Genomic DNA, 18,560 nt, shown 5'->3' on the forward strand with positions numbered 1-18,560 from the left:
GCGCGCTCTCCTCCTCTTTCTCGTGCGTCTCCCTCTCTTTTGCGCCCTCCCCCCTGCTTTCCTCCCTCTTGCCTCTGGTCTGCTGGTGGGGGGGGGGGGGCGCGCGCCGCCCCCCCCCCCGGTCCGGGAGGCCGAGCAGCGAGCGGGCCACCGTGCGGGGGGACTGGTTCCGTTCCCGGGCGAGGGTGAGCAGCGCACGGCAGGCGAGCTCGTTGACGCCGAAGGAGAGCATGCCGGGGGAGACCCGGCTCGCCGCCTCCTCCGCCCGCGCGGGATCGTCCTCGGCGCAGGCGGCCACGTACTCGGCGGCCGCCTCGAAGAGGTTGTGGCCCTGCCGGGGGCGCGGTGGCGCCGGCGCGGCGGTCTCCGAGGCCCTCCGGCCGGAGGGGAGGAGTCTGCGCAGTGTTTCCGGAACTCGTGCCACGGTCCGCCGCCTCTCCCGGGCACGACTGCCCGGCAACTCCACGGTAGACAGTGAAGTGCCGGTAAAGAAGGGTGCGTTGGTATCCGTGATGGCCGAGACGGAGATCGCTCCGGGGGCGGATGACGGTCGGGTCGGAACTACGCCGCGGTCACCCCTCGCGGACGGCGAGGGCCAGGTAGCGGGTGTCCTCGTCGACGTAGCTGACGAGCCGCCACCCGGCCTCGGCGAGCAGAGGGCGCAGGCGGGGCTCGGCGCGCAGGTCGTCCGGCGTGATCTGCCGGCCGTGACGGGCCGCGAGGGCGGCCCGCCCGATCGGGTGGAAGAGCGCCAGGCGGCCCCCGGGCCGTACCACCCGGGCGAGTTCCCGCAGGCCGTCGACGGGTTCCGCGAGGTGCGAGATGAGTCCGGCCCCGAAGACGGCGTCGAGCGCGCCGTCGCGCACCGGCAGCCGGCCGACGTCGGTGAGCAGCAGTGTCCCGCCGGTCTCACCGGCACGTCCCGCGGCCACGGCCTCGCCGATCATCTCGGGCGTGAGATCGGCCCCGATCACCGTGCCGGCAGGGCCGACGGCGGCACGGAGCGGCGGCAGCGCCCGGCCGGTCCCGCAGCCGGCGTCGAGCACGGCGTCACCGGGGCGCAGGCCGAGCTCGCCGACGGCGGCGGCATACGCGGCGCCGTCGTCGGGGAACCGGCTGTCCCAGTCGGCGGCGCGGGCGCCGAAGAACTCTCGTACGTGTGTGGGGTCATCGCTCATGGACTCATGATCGCGTACGAATCCGCCCACGATTCCTCACACGGAGGGGTGAACCTTCTGTGTCCACGTTCGAGCCCGGCGTGATCGTTCGGGATCGTCTCTCTGTCATATTCCGGCAGCTTTCGAAATGCGCCCCCGGTGCGCCCCCCGATGCGCACTACCGTCCCTGAGCCATGGGACACCTGGACCACGCCACCTTCGGCTGGCTGACACCCGTGCTGTCGTACGCGATGGCCTGCATCGGTGCCGCCCTCGGGCTGCGCTGCACCGTACGAGCGCTCGACGCGACCGGCCGGTCACGACGCAACTGGCTGCTCACCGCGGCCTCCGCCATCGGAACCGGCATCTGGACGATGCACTTCGTCGCGATGCTCGGATTCGGCGTGACGGGCACCGACATCCGGTACGACGTGCCGCTCACCCTCCTCAGCCTCGTCGGCGCGATGGCCGTCGTCGGCGTCGGAGTCTTCGCCGTCGGCTACGGACGCGATCCGGTCCGCTCGCTCCTCGTCGGCGGACTGACCACGGGCATCGGCGTGGCGTGCATGCACTACCTGGGCATGGCCGCGCTCCGGCTCCACGGCCAGGTGCGGTACGACCCGCTGCTCGTCGGACTCTCGGTGCTGATCGCCGTCGTCGCCGCCACGGCCGCGCTCTGGGCCGCGCTCAACATCCACCGGCCCGCCGCCGTGGCCGCCGCCTCGCTCGTGATGGGCGCGGCCGTCAGCAGCATGCACTACACCGGCATGCTCGCCGTGCGGGTCGACGTCGTCCCCTCCGCCGCCGCTCTCCCGGGAGCGTCGCTCATGCAGTTCATCTTCCCGCTCGCCGTCGGCCTCGGCTCGTACCTCTTCATCACCTCCGCCTTCGTCGCCCTCTCCCCGACGGCCGGGGAACGCGCCGCCTACGCCTCCGCGGGACGCCTGACCGAACCGGACGAGCGCGCCGTCGACGTCGCACCCCCCGGCTTCCGCACCTCGGAAGCACCCGTACGTCCCTGACCCGACCCCCGACGGACGACCCACCGCACCAGAGACAGACACAGCGGAACGAGGAGGCCATGCGAACTCCCCGCAAGACCAAGGACGCCGAGGCGGACACACCGCGACCGGCGGCCGCGCGCGGGCGGCGCGCACACGCGGGCCCGCCCGCCGACGAGCCGGGGGAGCGGACCCCCGAGGCCTTCCCCACCGCGGGCCGTGCGGGCAGGGTCGCCCAGGACCCGGACGGGCCCTCCGCCGCAGGCACCGACCGTCCCCTGCGCAGTGATGCCCACGGGCGAGGCACCGACCGTCCCGTTCGCGGCGACGCCCACGGGCGAGCCGGGGCCGCCAGGGGGCCGCACGCCCCCGACGCGGACCGAGTCCGCCCCACCTTCCACGGACTGCGCCCGCGTACGGTCCGCGCCAAGATCGTCTCGCTCCTGATGGTCCCGGTCGTGTCGCTCCTCGCCCTCTGGGGCTTCGCCACCGTCACCACCGCACAGGACGTCGCCGGGCTCCGCCGGCTCCAGCGCGTCGACGCCGAGATCGGCGAACCCGTGACGGCGGCCCTCGCCGCCCTCCAGGCCGAACGGCGCGCCGCCGTACGCCAGGTCGCGGCGCCGGGCGCCGCTGGGGCCGCCGAGCTCAGGGACCGGATCCGCCGGACGGACGGGGCCGTCGACCGGCTGCGTCTGGACGGCTCGCACACCGTGGGCGACACCGGGGACCTGCCCGGCGACGTGGGCGGCCGGGTGAGCGCCTTCGTCGGCAGGGTCGAGGGCCTCGCCCGGCTCCGTACCGCCGCGGTCGACGGGCGCGCCGACTGGGACCAGGTCTACGAGGAGTACACGGACACCATCTCCGCCGCCTTCGCCGTCGGCGGCGCCCTCACCGGCATCCAGGACGCCGGGCAAGGGGCCGACGCGCGCGTACTCCTCGAATTCGGCCGGGCCGGCGAGATGCTGTCCCGCGAGGACGCCCTCCTCACCTCCGCCCACCTCACCGGCCGGCTCACCGCGGACCGGCTCCGGGACTTCTCCGGGGCCGTAGAGACCCGCCGCACCCTCCTCGCCTCGGCCACCGACGACCTGCCCGCCGCCGAACGCGCCGCCTGGGCCCGGCTCTCCGCCGGCGGCGACCACGCCCGCCTCACCCGGAACGAGGACCGCGTCAGCGCCGCGACCTCAGGCCGCCCCGCCGCCCAGGCGGTCACCTCCGCCGAGTGGGACGACACCCTCGCCGCCGTACTCGGCGGACTGACCGCGATCGAGACCGACGCGCGCGGCGCGGCCGCCGACCGCACCGATCCGTTCACCGGCGGCGCCCTCACCACGGGTGGCGCGGCGGTCGTACTCGGCCTCGCGGCCGTCGCCGCCTCGCTCGTCATCTCGGTACGCATCGGCCGCGGCCTCGTCGTCGAGCTCGTCAGCCTCCGCAACACCGCCCTCGGCATCGCACGCCGCAAACTTCCCTCGGCCATGCGCCGGCTCCGCGCGGGCGAGGAGATCGACGTCAGGACCGAGGCCCCGCCCGGGCCCGTCTCCCAGGACGAGATCGGCCAGGTCGGCGAGGCCCTCACCACCGTCCACCGCGCGGCGCTCTCCGCCGCCGTCGAACGCGCCGAACTCGCCAGCGGGATCTCCGGGGTCTTCGTCAACCTCGCCCGCCGCAGCCAGGTCCTCGTCCACCGGCAGCTCAACCTCCTGGACAGCATGGAGAGGCGCGCCGACGACCCCAACGAGCTCGGCGACCTGTTCCGGCTCGACCACCTCACCACCCGCATGCGGCGCCACGCCGAGAGCCTGATCATCCTCTCCGGAGCCGCGCCCGGCCGCGCCTGGCGCATGCCCGTCCCCCTCACCAACGTCGTCCGCGCCGCCGTCTCCGAGATCGAGGACTACGCGCGCGTGGAGGTACGCCGGCTCCCCGAGACGGCCGTCGTGGGCGGAGCCGTCGCGGACCTCACCCACCTCCTCGCCGAGCTCATCGAGAACGCCGCCCAGTTCTCCCCGCCCCACACGAAGGTGCGGGTCAGCGGTGAACCCGTCGGCAACGGCTACGCCCTGGAGATCGAGGACCGCGGGCTCGGCATGGGCAAGGAGACCCTCGCCGAGGCGAACGCCCGCATCGCGCAGTCCGAGGCCCTCGACCTCTTCGACAGCGACCGGCTCGGCCTGTTCGTGGTCAGCCGCCTCTCGTCGCGGCACGACATCCAGGTCCATCTGCGGACCTCCCCGTACGGCGGCACGACCGCCGTCGTCCTGCTCCCGACGGATGTGCTCCAGGGGGCGCTGCCGGCCGGCCGCGGAACGGCACCGGCCGACACCGCGCAGGAGAGAACGCCGAGCGTGGGGAACCCCCGTCCGCGCACGGAGTCCGGAGCCGGCCCCGGCGGCGGGAACGGCGCGGCACCGCGTTCCGCCGACGAGCGGGCGGCGCGGGAGCGGGAGGAGGCGCACCGCGCCGAGGCCCGCCGTTTCGGCCGGCCCCAGGTGCCGCCGCTGCCTCCCCAGGTCGGCCCGGCTGGGGTGACGGGCCCCGCGCGCCCCGGAGATCCGGCCCGGTCCGGTGCGTTGGGCGCGCCGGGTGCGTCGGGGGCATCGACTGGGGGTGGTGCGGCGGGCGTGTCGGGCGTGGTCGGTGCGCCCGGACGCCCGGCCGCTTCGCAGCCACCCGCGGGGGCACGGCCCGGGAACCTCCCCCGGCAGACGGACGGAGCGCGGCCCCCGGTCCCGCCCCGGTCGCTGCCCGCCGCCCGGCCGCAGCCGCTCGCCCGCCCGACCGTCGTGCCTGCCCTCGCCGCCCGTCCGGAGCCCGGATCCGGGCCGGGTGCCGGGGACGGGGCAGGTGCCGGGACCGGGCCTGTCGCCGGGACCGGAGCCACACCCGCCGGGACCGGGTCGAGTGCCGGGACCGGACCCACACCCGCCGGGGTCACCGAACTGCGCCGCCGCGGTGTCTCCGTACCGACGCCGTCCGGGGTTCAGCCGCCCGTCGCGCCGGCCGACCGGGCGGGTCCCGGCGGCTCCGCTCGCCAGGGGGGACCCGCGGGACCCGACGTACCCACCGGTCGAGGCGACGCCGACGCCGAAGCCGACGTCGCGGTCGAACTGCCCCGTCGCGTACGGCAGGCGAGCCTCGTCCCGCAGCTGCGCCAGGCACCGGCTCCGACGCCGGTGACCGTAGCCGTCCCGACCGGCACCCCGGACGCACGGACCCCCGAGCTGGTCCGGGACCGCATGACGGCCTACCAGGACGGATGGCAGCGGGGCGGTGGCGCCGTCCCGGGCACCAGGCGCCCCCTCGGCACGGGCTTCGGCACCCGCACGGCCCACGACCCCGGCCACGGCACCGCCCCCCTCGACCCTCGCTCCGAAGGAGACGACGCATGATCGACCACGAACGGACCTCGCACCACCGGTCCGGCGAACTGGACTGGCTCCTCGACGACCTCGTCACGCGCGTCCGCGAGGTCCGCCACACCGTGGTCCTCTCGAACGACGGACTCGCCGTGGGCGCCTCCAGCGGGCTCAGCCGTGAGGACGCCGAGCATCTGGCCGCCATCGCCTCCGGCTTCCAGAGCCTCGCGAAGGGCGCAGGACGCCAGTTCCACACCGGCGGGGTCCGTCAGACGATGGTCGAGATGGACGACGGCTTCCTCTTCGTCGCCGCGGCGGGCGACGGCTCCTGTCTCGCCGTCCTCAGCTCCGCCGGCGCGGACATCGGCCTCATCGCCTACGAGATGGCCCGGCTCGTCAAGCGCGTCGGCGAGCACCTGCACACCCCGCCGCGGCTCACGGTGACCCCGCCCGCCGTCGGCTGACCCGGAGAGAGCCATGGACGACGACAGCAGCGGCGACGGCCGGTCCGTACCGGGCAGTCAGTGGTACGACGCGGAGGCCGGACCGCTCGTGCGTCCGTACGCGATGACCGGTGGACGGACCAAGCCGGGGCCCAGCAACGTACGGTTCGACCTCATCGCCCTCGTCGTCGTGGACGACGAGCCGCCCGGACCGGCCGAGGAGGCGCTCCTCGGCCCCGAGCACCGGTCCCTGCTCACGTTGTGCCGGGCCGAGACGCAGTCGGTGGCCGAACTCGCCGCCGACGCCGACCTGCCCGTCGGTGTCGTCCGCGTCCTCCTCGGCGACCTCCTCGAATCGGGTTTCGTGCGGGTCAGCCGCCCCGTTCCCCCTGCCCAGCTCCCTGACGAAAGAATCCTGAGGGAAGTAATCGATGGCCTACGAGCGCTCTGAGAGCAGCGGCGCCGGCGACGACGCGGACACCTCCGCCCTCGCCCTGAAGATCCTGGTCGCCGGCGGGTTCGGGGTGGGCAAGACCACCCTCGTCGGCGCGGTCAGCGAGATCCGGCCCCTGCGGACCGAGGAACAGCTCAGCAGGGCGGGCGAACTGGTCGACGACACCGGGGGCGTCGACCAGAAGACGACCACCACCGTCGCCATGGACTTCGGACGCATCACGATCCGCTCAGGGCTCTCCCTCTACCTCTTCGGCACGCCCGGGCAGGACCGCTTCTGGTTCCTCTGGGACGAGCTGTCGCAGGGCGCCCTGGGGGCCGTCGTCCTCGCCGACACCCGCCGCCTGGAGGACTGTTTCCCGGCGGTCGACTACTTCGAGCACCGGAAGATCCCGTTCGTGGTCGCGGTCAACTGCTTCACGGGCGCGCGTACGTACGGGGCGCACGACGTGTCCCGGGCCCTCGACCTGGACCGCGGCACGCCCGTCGTGCTGTGCGACGCGCGCGACCGCGATTCGGGCAAGGAAGTGCTGATCCGCCTGGTCGAGTACGCCGGGCGGATGCACACCGCGCGCCTCTTGGACTCGGTCGGCTGAGGGGCGCGCCGAGGACTTGGGCGGCCCGGCGGGGCCGGCAGGCCGCGAGGGGGTCTCGCCGAGGCGACCGGCCGGGGGGGCAGGCCAGTGGCGAGGGGGCTCCCCGAGGCGGCCCGGCCGGGTCTCAGTCGGCGATGCCCGCCTCGGCGACCACCTTCTCGATCCGCACCCTGACGAGGAGTTCACCGGGGACGGCGTTGCGCTCCCCGAACTCCTCCGCCCGGTCCGCTCCCATGTAGCGACCGCCGATCCGGGCTGCCCAGTGCCGCAACTCGGCCGGATCCTCGCTGAGTTCGGCGCGTCCGCGCAGCGAGACATAGGCGAAGGGCGGGGTGTCGTCGTCGACGCACAGGGACACCCGGCCGTCACGGGCGAGGTTGCGGCCCTTCACCGTGTCCTTGCCGGTGTTGAACACCAGGTCGTCGCCGTCGAGCAGGAACCAGACCGGTACGACGTGCGGACTGCCGTCGTCGCGCACGGTCGCCAGTTTGCCCGTACGGGTTCCCTCGGACACGAAGGCCCGCCACTGATCCTCGGTCATCCTCGTCATGCACCCATCCTGCGGCACGCGCAGGCGTGGTGCAGTGCTTGCCCTGTCCACGACAGTGCGTAAGGCTTGCGGCGATACGCGGACCACGACGGTACGGACCACCACGGATCGCGGACCACCAGGGTCCGGGCCGAGGGGCCGCACCGGCTAGGGGGAGGACCACTGATGGCATTGGACAAGGGACTTGACTGGCTCCTGGACGACCTGACCCAGCGGGTCGGCTACATACGGCACGCGCTGGTGCTGTCGAACGACGGTCTGGTGACGGGCGCGAGCAGCGGACTCGTCCGCGAGGACGCCGAGCACCTCGCCGCGGTCTCCTCCGGGCTGCACAGCCTCGCACGGGGCTCCGGCCGGCATTTCCGCGCTGGCCGGGCACGGCAGACCATGGTGGAGTTCGACGACGCGCTGCTCTTCGTGACGGCGGCGGGCGAGGGCAGCTGCCTGTGCGTCCTGAGTGCTGCCGAGGCGGACGTCGGCCAGGTGGCGTACGAGATGACGCTGCTGGTGAACCGGGTCGGCGAACACCTGGGGGTGGCGGCACGACAGCCCGGGATCCCGGGCGGCGGCGTGCTCTGACGGCGCGTGCTCTGACGGCGCCGGCGGCCGGGACGGTTGTCCACAGGTCTCCGTCCACAGGCCGTGCGAGTGTCGTCACTCTGCGTTACGTTCTTCTTCGTGGGTCCGAGAGGCTCACGAGTCGAGGGGAACACGGACACAGGGGGAGGGCCGCGTCATGGCGGTGGACGAGGGAGCGCGTACGGTGACAGCGGGGCGGGCCGCGCAGGAACTGGAGCTGAGGCGTGGCGAGTTCCGGCTCGCGGTTCAGCTCGGCGTGGTGAGGACCGTGCCGGCCGGTGAGGGGGACCGGAGGCGGATCGAGCGGAGCGAGCTCGACCGCCTCAGGGCCGCGCCGGACTTCCCGGCCGGCCTGCGCGAGCGGGTGCGCGCGGTCGGTACGAGGGAGGCGGCCGCCCTCCTAGGGATCACCGCCGACCGGTTCACCCGGCTGGCCAGGACGGGCCACCTGAGTCCGGTGCGGTTCTCGCTGAACCGCTACCGGATGGTGGTGTGGATGTATCTGGCGCAGGAGGTCGTCGAGTTCGGCCTCACCTGTCCGGACCTCCTCGTCGGGCGGCTTCCGCAGGAGCTCCGCGAGCGCCTCGCCGAACACGTGGACCGGCGGCCGAGGAACTGGCGGACGCGGCGGCTCGGTCTGTTGCTCCGGGCCACCGAGGATCCGTGGGCGCGGGCCGCCGCCATCGCCTCCCTCCTCGACCCGGTCCAGCTCGCCGAGGTCGTCGACGATCCGTACGAGCGCACGCACCTGGACCGGCTGAGGCCGCCACCGCCGCCCGGGATGCCGGTGTCGCCGGTCGCGCGCGAGATCGCCGAGCGCCTGACGCTGGCCGACGACCCGGACGAGATCCTCTGGCACCGCCTGAGCCTGGCCCTCGCCCTGGACGAGGCACGCGCGGAGCGGCAGGCACCCCACCCCGGTGAGACGTGGGTGACAGGGGGCGGTGCTGAGGCGCTTGCCGTTCGGGAGGCGGTACCTGCCGAGCTGGTGGCTGTCGCTGCGGAGCCGGTGGCTGTTCCTGCCGAACCGGTGGACACGGCCGATTCGGTGCCGCTTCCGGCCGGGTGGTCCGCGGGCGTCAGCCGTCCGCCGGGCCGGACGGTGCGCGTCAGAGTCCTGGAGCGCTTCCGTCGGGGGAGGGCGACGGGAGCGACACGCCCCCGGCGGCCGAAGCGGCCCGCGGGCTGGCCCTGACGTGGGGACCTGACGTGGTCGTCGGATGGGCAGCTCGGATGTGCGGCCCTGACGTCCGGCTCAGGTGTGGGGCCCTGACGTTCAGCTCGGAGGTGAGGCTTTGACGTTCAGCTCGGAGGTGAGGCTCGGACGTGCGGCTCGGACGTGCGGCTCCGGCGTGCGGTCGGAGCGGGGTGTGGGGAGGATGGGCCCATGCTGCTGGCGCGTGTGGCCGAAGTGTCCCGGGAGGTCGCCGCCGTCTCCGCGCGCTCCGGGAAGATCGCTCTGCTGGCCGGGCTGTTCGCCGAGGCCGGGTCCGAGGAGAGCCCGCTCGTCATCGCCTATCTCTCCGGGCGGCTGCCGCAGGGACGGATCGGGGTCGGGTGGAGCATCCTCAAGGACGTCGTCCCGCCCGCGGTTCCGCCCGCGGAGCGACCCGGACTGACGCTCGCGCGGGTCGACGAGGCGATGGCGGAGCTCGCCGCCGTGTCCGGAGCCGGAGCGCGTGCCGAGCGGACCCGGCTCGTCCGCGCGCTGCTGGCCGCCGCGACCCGTGAGGAGCAGGAACTGCTGCTGAGGTTGCTTTCGGGCGAGGTGCGCCAAGGGGCCCTCGACGCCGTCGCCCTGGAAGGTGTCGCCCGGGCAGCGGGGGTGCCGGCCGGTGACCTGCGGCGCGCCGTGATGCTGGAGGGCTCGCTGCCTCCGGTGGCCCAGGCCGTGCTGGCGGAGGGAGCCGGCGCGCTGAACCGGTTCACCCTGCGCGTCGGAAGCCCCGTGCAGCCCATGCTCGCGCACACGGCGGCCTCGGTCGCCGAGGCCGTCGCCGCCCTCGGGGCCTGCGCCGTCGAGGAGAAGCTCGACGGGATCCGCGTCCAGGTGCACCGGCGCGGCGACGACGTCCGGGCGTACACCCGCTCGCTGGACGACATCACCGATCGCCTTCCCGAGGTGGTGGCGACCGCGCGAGCCGTCGCGGCGGACGCGTTCATCCTGGACGGCGAGATGATCGCGCTCGACCCCGGAACGGGGCGCCCCGTCTCCTTCCAGTCGATCGCCGGCCGGGTCGGCTCCCGTGCCGATGTGGCCGGTGCGCGGGCCGCCCTTCCCCTCACGGCGGTCTTCTTCGACGTCCTCGCGGTGGAGGGGGAGTCACTGATCGACCGGCCCGGCCCGGAGCGCCACTCCGTCCTCGCCGGTCTGCTGCCGGAGTCCCAGCGGGTGCGCCGGACCGTCGTCACCGATCCGGCCGACCCCGCACAGACCGAGGCCGCCGAGCGGTTCTACGCGGACACCCTGGCCCGGGGCCACGAAGGCGTGCTCGTCAAGGCACTGGAAGCGCCCTACGCGGCGGGCCGCCGGGGGCGCAGCTGGCTGAAGGTGAAGCCCGTCCACACGGTCGATCTGGTGGTGCTCGCCGTGGAGCGAGGTCACGGCCGCAGAACCGGGCTGCTCTCCAACCTCCACCTCGGCGCGCGGGCTGCCGACGGAGGCTTCGTCATGCTCGGCAAGACGTTCAAGGGGCTCACGGACGAGATGCTGCGCTGGCAGACCGAGCGACTCGGTGAACTCGCCGTGTCGGACGACGGGTTCACCGTGCGCGTGCGGCCCGAGCTCGTCGTCGAGATCGCGTACGACGGGCTCCAGGCGTCGACGCGCTACCCGGCCGGTGTCACGCTCCGCTTCGCGCGGGTCGTACGGCACAGGCCCGACAAGAGCGCGTCGGAGGCCGACACCGTCCGGCGGATCACCGAAGGCGGCTGACCACCGTCGACGGCCCTCGCGGGGTGGCGTCCCGCGAGGGATGCTGGAGACGTGGCACGACGAGCGCCCGGCAGGAGGAGCGCGTGGCACACGAGCGGCCCGGGGGCCGCGAGGAGATGAGCGACGTGTACGACCTGAACATCGACACCGACGTCAACGTGCATCTCAGCGACTGCGGCAAGGAGGACGCCCAGGCCGTGTTCGACGTCCTCGGCCGGTACTACCAGCGGGAGGACATGGCGACGCCGGGCCCCGAGGCGGTCACAGGGCCGACCCCCACCGTCTGGACCGCCACGTTCGACACGGCCGGAGGGCGGCACGAGGAGGCGCGCCCCACGCACCTGACCGCCCCGGTCGGAGCCACGCTCACCGGCGGCTACCACGCCGTCGACGAGGTCGAGAAGGTGCTCGCCGCCGGCTTCGACATCCAGTCGCTGCAGGCCGTCTCCGGCGACCAGGAGACCGAGGCCCGGCTCCTGCTCGGGTCCCGCTGACCGGGACGCACAGCGGCTCCGGGTGGCGCGGACGGGCGCCGCCCGGGGTTCTCGTGTGCCCGGGACCCGTCGGTGGACCCCGCCGACACCCCCCGTATACACCGTGTGTAGAGTGCCTTCCGGTTGTGCACACCGCCCTGACCAGCGGTGATGGCGGCCGTATCGAAGACATTCACGGGGAAAGCGGGTTCACCATGTTCCGATCCAGGCCTGGCCGAACGCGGACGGTGACCACCGCCTTCCTCGCCGCCGCGTCGCTGATGCTGACGCTGGGGGCCTGCGGAGTCGATCCCCTCACCCCGCAGGAGGCCCGGGCGGAGGCCGGATCGGACGACAAGGCCGGCGACGGGGCCCGGCGCGTGGACTGCGCCGAGGTGAAGTGCATAGCCCTGACCTTCGACGCGGGGCCGGGCGAGGACACTCCCCACCTCCTCGACGTCCTCAAGGAGAAGCAGGTGCCCGCCACCTTCTTCCTCCTCGGCAGCAAGCACGTCGACCGCTACCCGGACGTCGTCAGGCGCATCGCTTCCGAGGGGCACGAGGTCGCCAACCACACCTGGTCGCACCGGATCCTGACCGACCTCGACGAGTCCGAGGTCCGCGAGGAGCTGGCCCGCACCCAGGACGCGATAGAGAAGATCACCGGGCACAGGCCCACCCTCATGCGCCCGCCGCAGGGCCGCACGGACGGCACGGTGTCCGACGTCAGCCGCGAACTCGGACTCGCCCAGGTCCTGTGGAGCATCACGGCCAAGGACTACTCCACCACCGACTCGGCGCTCATACGGCAGCGCGTCCTGGAGAACGCGCACCGCGACGGGATCATCCTGCTCCACGACATCTACGACGGAACCGTGCCGGCCGTGCCGTCGATCATCGACGAGCTGAAGCGTCGCGGCTTCACGTTCGTGACGGTGCCCGAGCTCCTCGCTCCCGGGAAGGCCGAGCCCGGCGAGGTCTACCGCCCCGAGCGGGACTGAGCGGACCTGCTGAAACCGGGTGAGGTGACTCACATCGCCCACTCCGGATTCCTCGGAACATTCGGGCAAGGTCGACCGTTGCTATGTATGTGACTGCGAAGGGGTCCGGTCCCCAAGGTCCCCCCCCAGAGGTGACCGCTCTTCGTCCGTCACGGCGATCGGCCCCGGTTGGAATCCCCCGTCCAACCGGGGCTCTGTCGTTCCCCGCCCCCCGCCCGTTTCAGGCCTCCAGCCCCCTCACGCGGCACGCGGGCGGCGCATGCGGGGCGCGCACCCCGGCGCGTTCGACTCGTTCGAGTGAGGCCCGGCATGGTGGCCCGAACGGCGGGCAGTGATCTTCCCGAGCCGACGAAGACGATCACCCGCCGGCTTCCGACCAGGGACGATCGAAGGGGGACCCCATGGTCCGCACCACCTGTCGCACCCTCGCGCCCTCCTCGCCGGGGCCGCCCCATCGCTCCCCGTGGGCGGTGCCACCGTAGAGCTCGCGGGGCCCGCGCCCCGGAGTCCCGGCGAGCGCGCCCTCCGCCGCGACCCGGCCACTCCCTGCCGTCAGCCGCGCGGCAGGGCTCCGGCCGGATGGCGGAGGGCCGAGGCCAGCATCAGGCCGGCGCCGCGCACGACGCTGGTGGAGGGATCGTTCGCGAGGCGCAGCCGGGCACGCAGCAGGTGCGCGAGACGCCCCGTGACGTCGAGCCGCAGCGCGCCACCGCCGGTCACCAGGACGCCCCGGCGCAGCGCCCCGCGCACGGCGCCGGTGCCGTCGTGCCGCCACATGTCGCTCACCATGTCGGCGGTCGTCGCGGCGATCGCGTCCGGCGCGTTCCCCGAGGCCGACAGGTCGTCCAGGCCCACCTCGGCCAGCCGGGCGTCCTCGACGAGGCCGTCCACCACGAGGGTGACCTCCGTCAGCTGGGCGCCGAGGTCGACGACGAGGAGCGGGCCCCCGCCGGACGGGGCGGCATGGGCGGCCGCCGCGCGGGCGCTGTCCACGGCGATGACCCGCACCGGGCCGAGAGCGTCCACGACCCGCTTCGCCGCCGCCCGCTCCTCCGGGCCCGCCAGGACCGGATGGGTCAGCATCACGACCGTGTCGTGGCCGCCGTCACCCGGCGCGGAGGCCGTCAGGCGCCGGAGCAGGCGGAGCTGGGAGTCGGTGTCGGTCACCCGGCCGCGCCGCACCGGACCGCTCGGCACGTCCGCGAAGACGCCCGCTCCCGGCGCCCAGGCGCGGGTCCGGGAGCTGCCGATGTCGAGGGCGATCCCGCGCACCGGCCGCTGCGCGCCCCGGCTGCCCCCTGCTGCTCCGAACGATCCCATCGCTTCCGTCCCATTCCTGCGACCCGCTGATTGCGAGGTTGATATGGCACCTCACTATGCAATATCCGTGGCTGCGGCGCCATGGTGCTTGGGGATCGAAGGGCATGAAGCAGGGGAGATGCGCAGAGCGGTGAGGGTGGGTCAGCTCTCGGAGCCGAGCCACAGGTCGGGGCCGAACACCTCGTAGTGGATGTCGGCGGCGGCGGTGCCCCGGCCGAGCAGGTCCCCTCGCACCGCGCGAAGGAAGGGGAGCGGCCCGCACAGATACGCGAGGGTCCCCGCCGGCAGGTCGATGAGCGTGACGTCCGCCCGGCCCGGCCGGGCCCCGGAGTCCCCCGGCTCCTCGTACCAGAGGTGCAGCGCACCCTGCGGCAGCGCGTCCACGAGGCGGCGCAGCTCCTCGGCGTGCGCGTGAGAGGCGGGGGCGCGGTCGGCGTGGACCACGACGACCGGCCGGGTCGATCCGGTGGCGGCCAGGTGGTCGAGCATCGCCAGCATCGGAGTGCTGCCGATGCCGGCGGAGGCGAGCAGCAGGGGGCCGTCGCCCTCGGGCAGGACCAGGTCGCCGAACGGGGCCGAGACCTCGACGGTGTCGCCCGCGCGGGCGTGGGCGTGCAGCCAGGAGGACACCTCGCCCGCCGGGTCGCCGTCGACGCGCTTCACCGTGATCCGCCACTGCGGGCGGCCGGGAGCGGAGGACAGGCTGTACTGGCGGATCTGCCGGGCGCCGTCGGGCAGGGCGACCCGGACGCTCACGTACTGGCCCGGCCGGAACGAGGCCGTGGCGGTCCCGTCGGCGGGACGCAGGACGAAGGACGCCGTCTCGGGCGTCTCCTCGCGCCGCTCGGCGATCTCCATGGTCCGCCAGACCTGGCCCTCGGGCACGCCGGCCTCCTGGTAGAGACGGGCCTCCACGGAGACGAGCGCGTTCGCCATCAGCCAGTAGACCTCGTCCCAGGCCTGCGCGACCTCGGGGGTCACGGCGTCGCCGAGGACCTCCACGATCGCGGCGAAGAGGTGCTCGTGCACGGTCTTGTACTGCTCGGAGGTGACGCCGAGCGAGGCGTGCTTGTGCGCGATCCGCGCCAGCATGGCGTCCGGACGGCTGTCCGGGTTCTCCAGCAGGGCGACGGCGAAGGCGGCTATCGAGCCGGCGAGCGCCTTCCGCTGCTCGCCGTTGGCCTGGTTGCCCCGGTTGAACAGGTCGCGGAGGAGTTCCGGACGGGCGGCGAAGAGCCGCCCGTAGAAACGCTCGGTGATCTCGTCGAGGGCGCCGCCGACGGCGGGCAGGGTGGCGCGGACGACCGGTACGGCCTGCTCGGACAGCATGGGAACTCTCAATCTGGTAGATGATCTACGTATTTAAAGGTGCGCGGAAGCTCCCGGCGGGAGCCGGCGCGATCAGGGGGAGTGCGAGGGACGCGGGCTGAGGGTCAGGAGCAGGGGTCCGGTCGGCGAGGACACGAGGTCCGCCACGGTCAGCGGGTCGAGGGCGCGGTAGAAGGCCCCCTGCGCCTCGCGCAGGGCTCCGCGCAGGCGGCACGCGGTGCGCAGCGGGCACGGGGGATCGCCCTCGCAGGCGACGACCTCCTCCTCGCCCTCCAGGGTCCTGGTCAGCCAGCCCACCGAAGAGCGCCGGCCCAGAGCCGTCAGGGCCAGTCCGCCGCCGCGGCCGCGGCGCGCCTCGACCACGCCGAGGTGCTGGAGCCGCGTGACCACCTTCGCCATGTGCGCGTAGGGCACGTCCATCGACTCCGCCACCTCGCGGGTGGTGACGGACTCCTCCGGTGCGGTGACCGCCAGGCGCATCACGGCACGGAGCGCCAGGTCGGTGAACTTCGTCAGCCTCACGAGCTGACCGTATCAAAGAGGTATCTGATGTGCGTATTAAGGGGGTGGCTCGCTCCGGCGCCGATGGCGCCGCCACAGCCACCAGCCGCCCGTGAGCAGGCAGCTGCTCACGACGACGATCCCGGCCACCGGCCACTGACCGCCCCCGATCCGGGTGTCCGTGGCGGCGACCACGAGCAGGCCGACCAGCGGGAGCAGCAGCGACGCCGTCGCGCGCAGCCCCGCCGCGACCATGGACGGGTCGACCCGGCGGCGGGGTGAGCGCAGGTCCCGTGAGCCCACGTAGAAGACGACGGCCCGGTCCATCATGCGCGTCGTGGCGCGGTTGTACGAGACGGCCATGTAGGGCAGCCAGACCAGCGGTGCCACCAGGCCGACCAGGAACACGCAGACCACGAGCACCCACTGTCCGATGCGTGCAGGCCGGCCCGACCGCTCCTCGCCGGAGGGTGTCAGCAGGCCGAGGAGCCGCGCCATCCTCATGACCAGGTCCCAGAGGGTGGCGGTCCGGCCCCGTGCGGGCCGGGTGCGGGGCGTGGCGGGGCGGGTCTCCAGGGCGGCCCGGGCGCTCGCGGTGTCCTCGTACACCCCCTGCAGGACGAGCAGCTCGGCGGCCCGCTCCGGGTCGGCGGGGTCCCGTCCCTCGGCGGCGGCGAGTTCGAGCACCGTACGCACCTGGGAGAGCAGGGCTCCGCAGAACGCGACGGGGATGAGGACGAGGAACGGGCCCCCCACGAAGGCCCCTTCCGTGACGACCCGGCGGCGTCCGCGGCTGACGACGAGGGAGCGCAGCGTCGCCGGGTCTGCGTCGGGATGAGCGGCACGGAGGCGTTCGACGGAGGGCCCGGCGCCCGGACCGAGGTGGCGCAGCGCGAAGGAGGCGAGCGCCTCCGGGAGCCTCGCGGGTTCCGCCGCCACCTCTCGCAGCAGGGAACCCGTGAGCCCGTCAGCGCGCCCGCCCTTCTCCGGGCCCGCGGCCCGCCGTCTCCGTGGTCTCAGGAGAGGACCTTGGCCTTGGCCTTCTCGAACTCCTCGGGCGTGATGGCGCCCTTCGCCTTGAGGTCGGCGAGCCGGGCCAGTTCGTCGGTGGCGCTGCCGCCGCCCTGCGATCCCGCGGCCTTGCGGATGTAGTCCTGGAACGCGGCCTCGCTCTGCTTGGCCTGCTTGACGTCACGCCGGCTCATGCCCTTGCCGCGGGCGATCACGTAGACGAACACACCGAGGAAGGGGAGCAGGATGCAGAAGATCAGCCAGCCCGCCTTGGCCCAGCCGTTGAGGTCGTGGTCCCGGAAGATGTCGGTGATCACCTTGAACAGCAGGAAGAGCCACATGATCCAGAGGAAGAACCACATCATGGTCCAGAACACGTTGAGGAGGGGGTAGTCGTCCATTTCCTGCACACTCCGTTCCCGCGCGGGCCGAGGAGCCCGGCGTTGGAGTGAGTCTCACCCAGCCCCCGCACACCCGCACGTCGTGGCGGCTGCGCGTGCGCACCCCGCGGCGCCGTGTTCGGATGGGGACCGCGGACCGTCGATGCCGTGACCGCCGCCCCGGTCAGGCTCCGCGCAGGGCGGCGAGGGCGCGGTCCGCGTGGGCGCTCATCCGCAGTTCGCTGCGGACGACCTCCCGGATCCGCCGGTCCTGGCCGATCACGAAGGTGACCCGCTTCGTCGGCGCCAGCGAGAACCCGCGCCTCACGCCGAACCGCTCCCGGACGGCGCCGTCCGGGTCGGACAGCAGGGGGTAGCCGAGCGAGTGCCGCTCGGCGAACTCCTGCTGACGCTCCACCCCGTCGGTGCTGATGCCGACGGGCAGGGCCCCGACGGCGCGGAACTCGGCGGCGAGGTCCCGGAAGTGACAGGCTTCGGCGGTGCAGCCCGGCGTGAGGGCCGCCGGGTAGAAGAAGAGGACGACCGGGCCTTCGTCCAGCAGGCCGGTCAGCGAGCGCGGGGCGCCCGTCTCGTCCGGAAGGGTGAAGTCCTCGACGAGGTCACCGACGTTCATTTCAGGCCCGCCCCGATCCGTTCCCACGGCGCCACCGGTGCCTCCGGCGGCCGGCCGGTGACGTTACCGCACGGTAGGCCCGGCGTCATCCTTGGCGTACCGCCTCAGGAGCCGTGGAGCGCGCCGCGGCGCGCCGGTCGAGCACCGCGAGGGCCCGCTCGCCCCAGCGCAGGTTCTCCTCCTCGAAGAAGCGGCCGCGCATGAGCGTGAGGTAGGGGCCGACGCGCTCCGCCTCGCCCAGGTACGTCTCCTCGTCCCGTCCGGCGAGCATCCACTCCCGCAGCCGCTCGTACCGGGCCAGCTTCGCCCGGGCCGTCTCCATCCGCAGGGCGACGAACCCCCGGACGGCCTCGGTGTCGCCCTCGTCGCAGGCCTGGACCTGGACCAGCAGTTCGTCACGGACGGCGCTCGGACGAGGCGGCGCCGACGTGTAGGCGACCAGATCCTGGCGGCCCGGCTCCGTGAGGCTGAACATCCGCTTGTTGGGGCGCCGTTCCTGCTCCACCACGCGGGCCGTGATGAGACCGGCCTCGGCGAGCCGCTCCAGCTCGCGGTAGAGCTGCTGCGGGGTGGCGGCCCAGAAGTTGGCGACGGACACGTCGAAGATCTTGGCCAGGTCGTATCCGGAGGCCTCGCCCTCCAGGAGAGCTGCGAGGACGGCGTGCTTGAGGGACATCTGGACACGCTAGCAGCACGTTGAATAGTTTCCTCCGCACCTATTCAACCGGTGTGGCAGGCCGCCCCTGCCGGACGGCGGCCCTTCGCTGGCACGTCCGTCCGGCGCCTGTCTAGGCTGGAGGGGGGCCGGCCGCGGGGGAGCAGATCCGAGGGGCAG

General features: G+C 73.6%; 19 protein-coding genes and 1 pseudogene. 10 read left to right on the top strand and 10 right to left on the bottom strand.

Annotated elements, in window-relative coordinates; translation table 11 throughout:
* Positions 1 to 124 precede the first annotated feature (124 nt).
* Positions 125 to 424, bottom strand: a pseudogene (locus tag ACFV2S_RS32245) (hypothetical protein); the annotation flags it as partial.
* A gap of 148 nt (positions 425 to 572) precedes the next feature.
* Positions 573 to 1,178: a class I SAM-dependent methyltransferase gene (locus tag ACFV2S_RS32250; protein WP_385567264.1), complete on the bottom strand. Its 606-nt coding sequence runs from the start codon at positions 1,176 to 1,178 to the stop codon at positions 573 to 575.
* A gap of 173 nt (positions 1,179 to 1,351) precedes the next feature.
* Between ACFV2S_RS32250 and ACFV2S_RS32255 the strand changes: the two genes are divergently transcribed.
* Genes ACFV2S_RS32255 through ACFV2S_RS32275 form a run of 5 tightly spaced genes read left to right on the top strand, consistent with a single transcriptional unit; the run spans position 1,352 to position 7,012 of the window.
* Entirely contained in the window at positions 1,352 to 2,179 is an 828-nt protein-coding gene (locus ACFV2S_RS32255; protein ID WP_385567268.1) for an MHYT domain-containing protein, read from the top strand.
* A 59-nt stretch (positions 2,180 to 2,238) separates the two neighbouring features.
* A complete protein-coding gene (locus ACFV2S_RS32260) occupies positions 2,239 to 5,553 on the top strand; it encodes a nitrate- and nitrite sensing domain-containing protein (RefSeq protein ID WP_385567272.1) in 3,315 nt (1,104 codons plus the stop codon).
* The gene (locus tag ACFV2S_RS32265; RefSeq protein ID WP_383787905.1) at positions 5,550 to 5,984 is read left to right on the top strand and encodes a roadblock/LC7 domain-containing protein; all 435 of its coding nucleotides are present in this window, start codon (positions 5,550 to 5,552) and stop codon (positions 5,982 to 5,984) included. Before ACFV2S_RS32260 ends, ACFV2S_RS32265 begins: the two co-directional genes overlap by 4 nt.
* 13 nt (positions 5,985 to 5,997) lie before the next feature.
* A complete protein-coding gene (locus ACFV2S_RS32270; RefSeq protein ID WP_385567277.1) occupies positions 5,998 to 6,414 on the top strand; it encodes a DUF742 domain-containing protein in 417 nt (138 codons plus the stop codon).
* Complete coding sequence (locus tag ACFV2S_RS32275; protein WP_383787911.1) at positions 6,395 to 7,012, top strand: ATP/GTP-binding protein; 618 nt, start codon at positions 6,395 to 6,397, stop codon at positions 7,010 to 7,012. Before ACFV2S_RS32270 ends, ACFV2S_RS32275 begins: the two co-directional genes overlap by 20 nt.
* Positions 7,013 to 7,136: 124 nt before the next feature.
* Here the strand turns inward: ACFV2S_RS32275 and ACFV2S_RS32280 are convergent, their stop codons facing one another.
* Positions 7,137 to 7,562: a PPOX class F420-dependent oxidoreductase gene (locus ACFV2S_RS32280; protein ID WP_385567283.1), complete on the bottom strand. Its 426-nt coding sequence runs from the start codon at positions 7,560 to 7,562 to the stop codon at positions 7,137 to 7,139.
* Between the two features lie 165 nt (positions 7,563 to 7,727).
* On the opposite strand from ACFV2S_RS32280, the gene ACFV2S_RS32285 reads away from it, so the two are divergent.
* From ACFV2S_RS32285 to ACFV2S_RS32305, 5 genes are all read left to right on the top strand, one after another.
* Positions 7,728 to 8,141, top strand: coding sequence for a roadblock/LC7 domain-containing protein (locus tag ACFV2S_RS32285; protein WP_366039687.1), 414 nt, complete (start codon positions 7,728 to 7,730; stop codon positions 8,139 to 8,141).
* 157 nt (positions 8,142 to 8,298) lie between these two features.
* Positions 8,299 to 9,336: a DUF6397 family protein gene (locus ACFV2S_RS32290; RefSeq protein WP_385567290.1), complete on the top strand. Its 1,038-nt coding sequence runs from the start codon at positions 8,299 to 8,301 to the stop codon at positions 9,334 to 9,336.
* 192 nt (positions 9,337 to 9,528) lie between these two features.
* Entirely contained in the window at positions 9,529 to 11,076 is a 1,548-nt protein-coding gene (locus tag ACFV2S_RS32295) for an ATP-dependent DNA ligase (RefSeq protein ID WP_385567295.1), read from the top strand.
* A gap of 83 nt (positions 11,077 to 11,159) precedes the next feature.
* On the top strand, positions 11,160 to 11,570 hold the full coding sequence (locus ACFV2S_RS32300; RefSeq protein WP_385567300.1) for a hypothetical protein: 411 nt from the start codon (positions 11,160 to 11,162) through the stop codon (positions 11,568 to 11,570).
* A 194-nt stretch (positions 11,571 to 11,764) separates the two neighbouring features.
* A complete protein-coding gene (locus ACFV2S_RS32305) occupies positions 11,765 to 12,550 on the top strand; it encodes a polysaccharide deacetylase family protein (RefSeq protein ID WP_385567304.1) in 786 nt (261 codons plus the stop codon).
* A gap of 552 nt (positions 12,551 to 13,102) precedes the next feature.
* Here ACFV2S_RS32305 and ACFV2S_RS32310 read toward each other — a convergent pair.
* The 7 genes from ACFV2S_RS32310 to ACFV2S_RS32340 form a co-directional block, all read right to left on the bottom strand.
* On the bottom strand, positions 13,103 to 13,870 hold the full coding sequence (locus ACFV2S_RS32310) for a rod shape-determining protein MreC (protein WP_385567308.1): 768 nt from the start codon (positions 13,868 to 13,870) through the stop codon (positions 13,103 to 13,105).
* 141 nt (positions 13,871 to 14,011) lie between these two features.
* Positions 14,012 to 15,199 carry a globin domain-containing protein gene (locus ACFV2S_RS32315; protein WP_385567312.1) on the bottom strand — a complete coding sequence of 396 codons (1,188 nt, stop codon included), beginning with the start codon at positions 15,197 to 15,199 and terminating at the stop codon, positions 14,012 to 14,014.
* Between the two features lie 72 nt (positions 15,200 to 15,271).
* Entirely contained in the window at positions 15,272 to 15,721 is a 450-nt protein-coding gene (locus ACFV2S_RS32320) for an RrF2 family transcriptional regulator (protein ID WP_385567315.1), read from the bottom strand.
* Positions 15,722 to 15,757: 36 nt separating this feature from the next.
* On the bottom strand, positions 15,758 to 16,639 hold the full coding sequence (locus ACFV2S_RS32325; protein ID WP_385567319.1) for a hypothetical protein: 882 nt from the start codon (positions 16,637 to 16,639) through the stop codon (positions 15,758 to 15,760).
* 77 nt (positions 16,640 to 16,716) lie between these two features.
* Positions 16,717 to 17,112, bottom strand: a complete 396-nt coding sequence (locus ACFV2S_RS32330; RefSeq protein WP_385567323.1) for an SHOCT domain-containing protein — start codon at positions 17,110 to 17,112, stop codon at positions 16,717 to 16,719.
* A 163-nt stretch (positions 17,113 to 17,275) separates the two neighbouring features.
* On the bottom strand, positions 17,276 to 17,725 hold the full coding sequence (locus ACFV2S_RS32335) for a peroxiredoxin (protein ID WP_385567328.1): 450 nt from the start codon (positions 17,723 to 17,725) through the stop codon (positions 17,276 to 17,278).
* 85 nt (positions 17,726 to 17,810) lie between these two features.
* Entirely contained in the window at positions 17,811 to 18,401 is a 591-nt protein-coding gene (locus ACFV2S_RS32340) for a PadR family transcriptional regulator (protein WP_385567332.1), read from the bottom strand.
* Between the last annotated feature and the right edge of the window lie 159 nt (positions 18,402 to 18,560).

Origin of the sequence: Streptomyces sp. NPDC059695 (assembly GCF_042733785.1) — a bacterium.
Classification (GTDB): Bacteria; Actinomycetota; Actinomycetes; order Streptomycetales; family Streptomycetaceae; genus Streptomyces.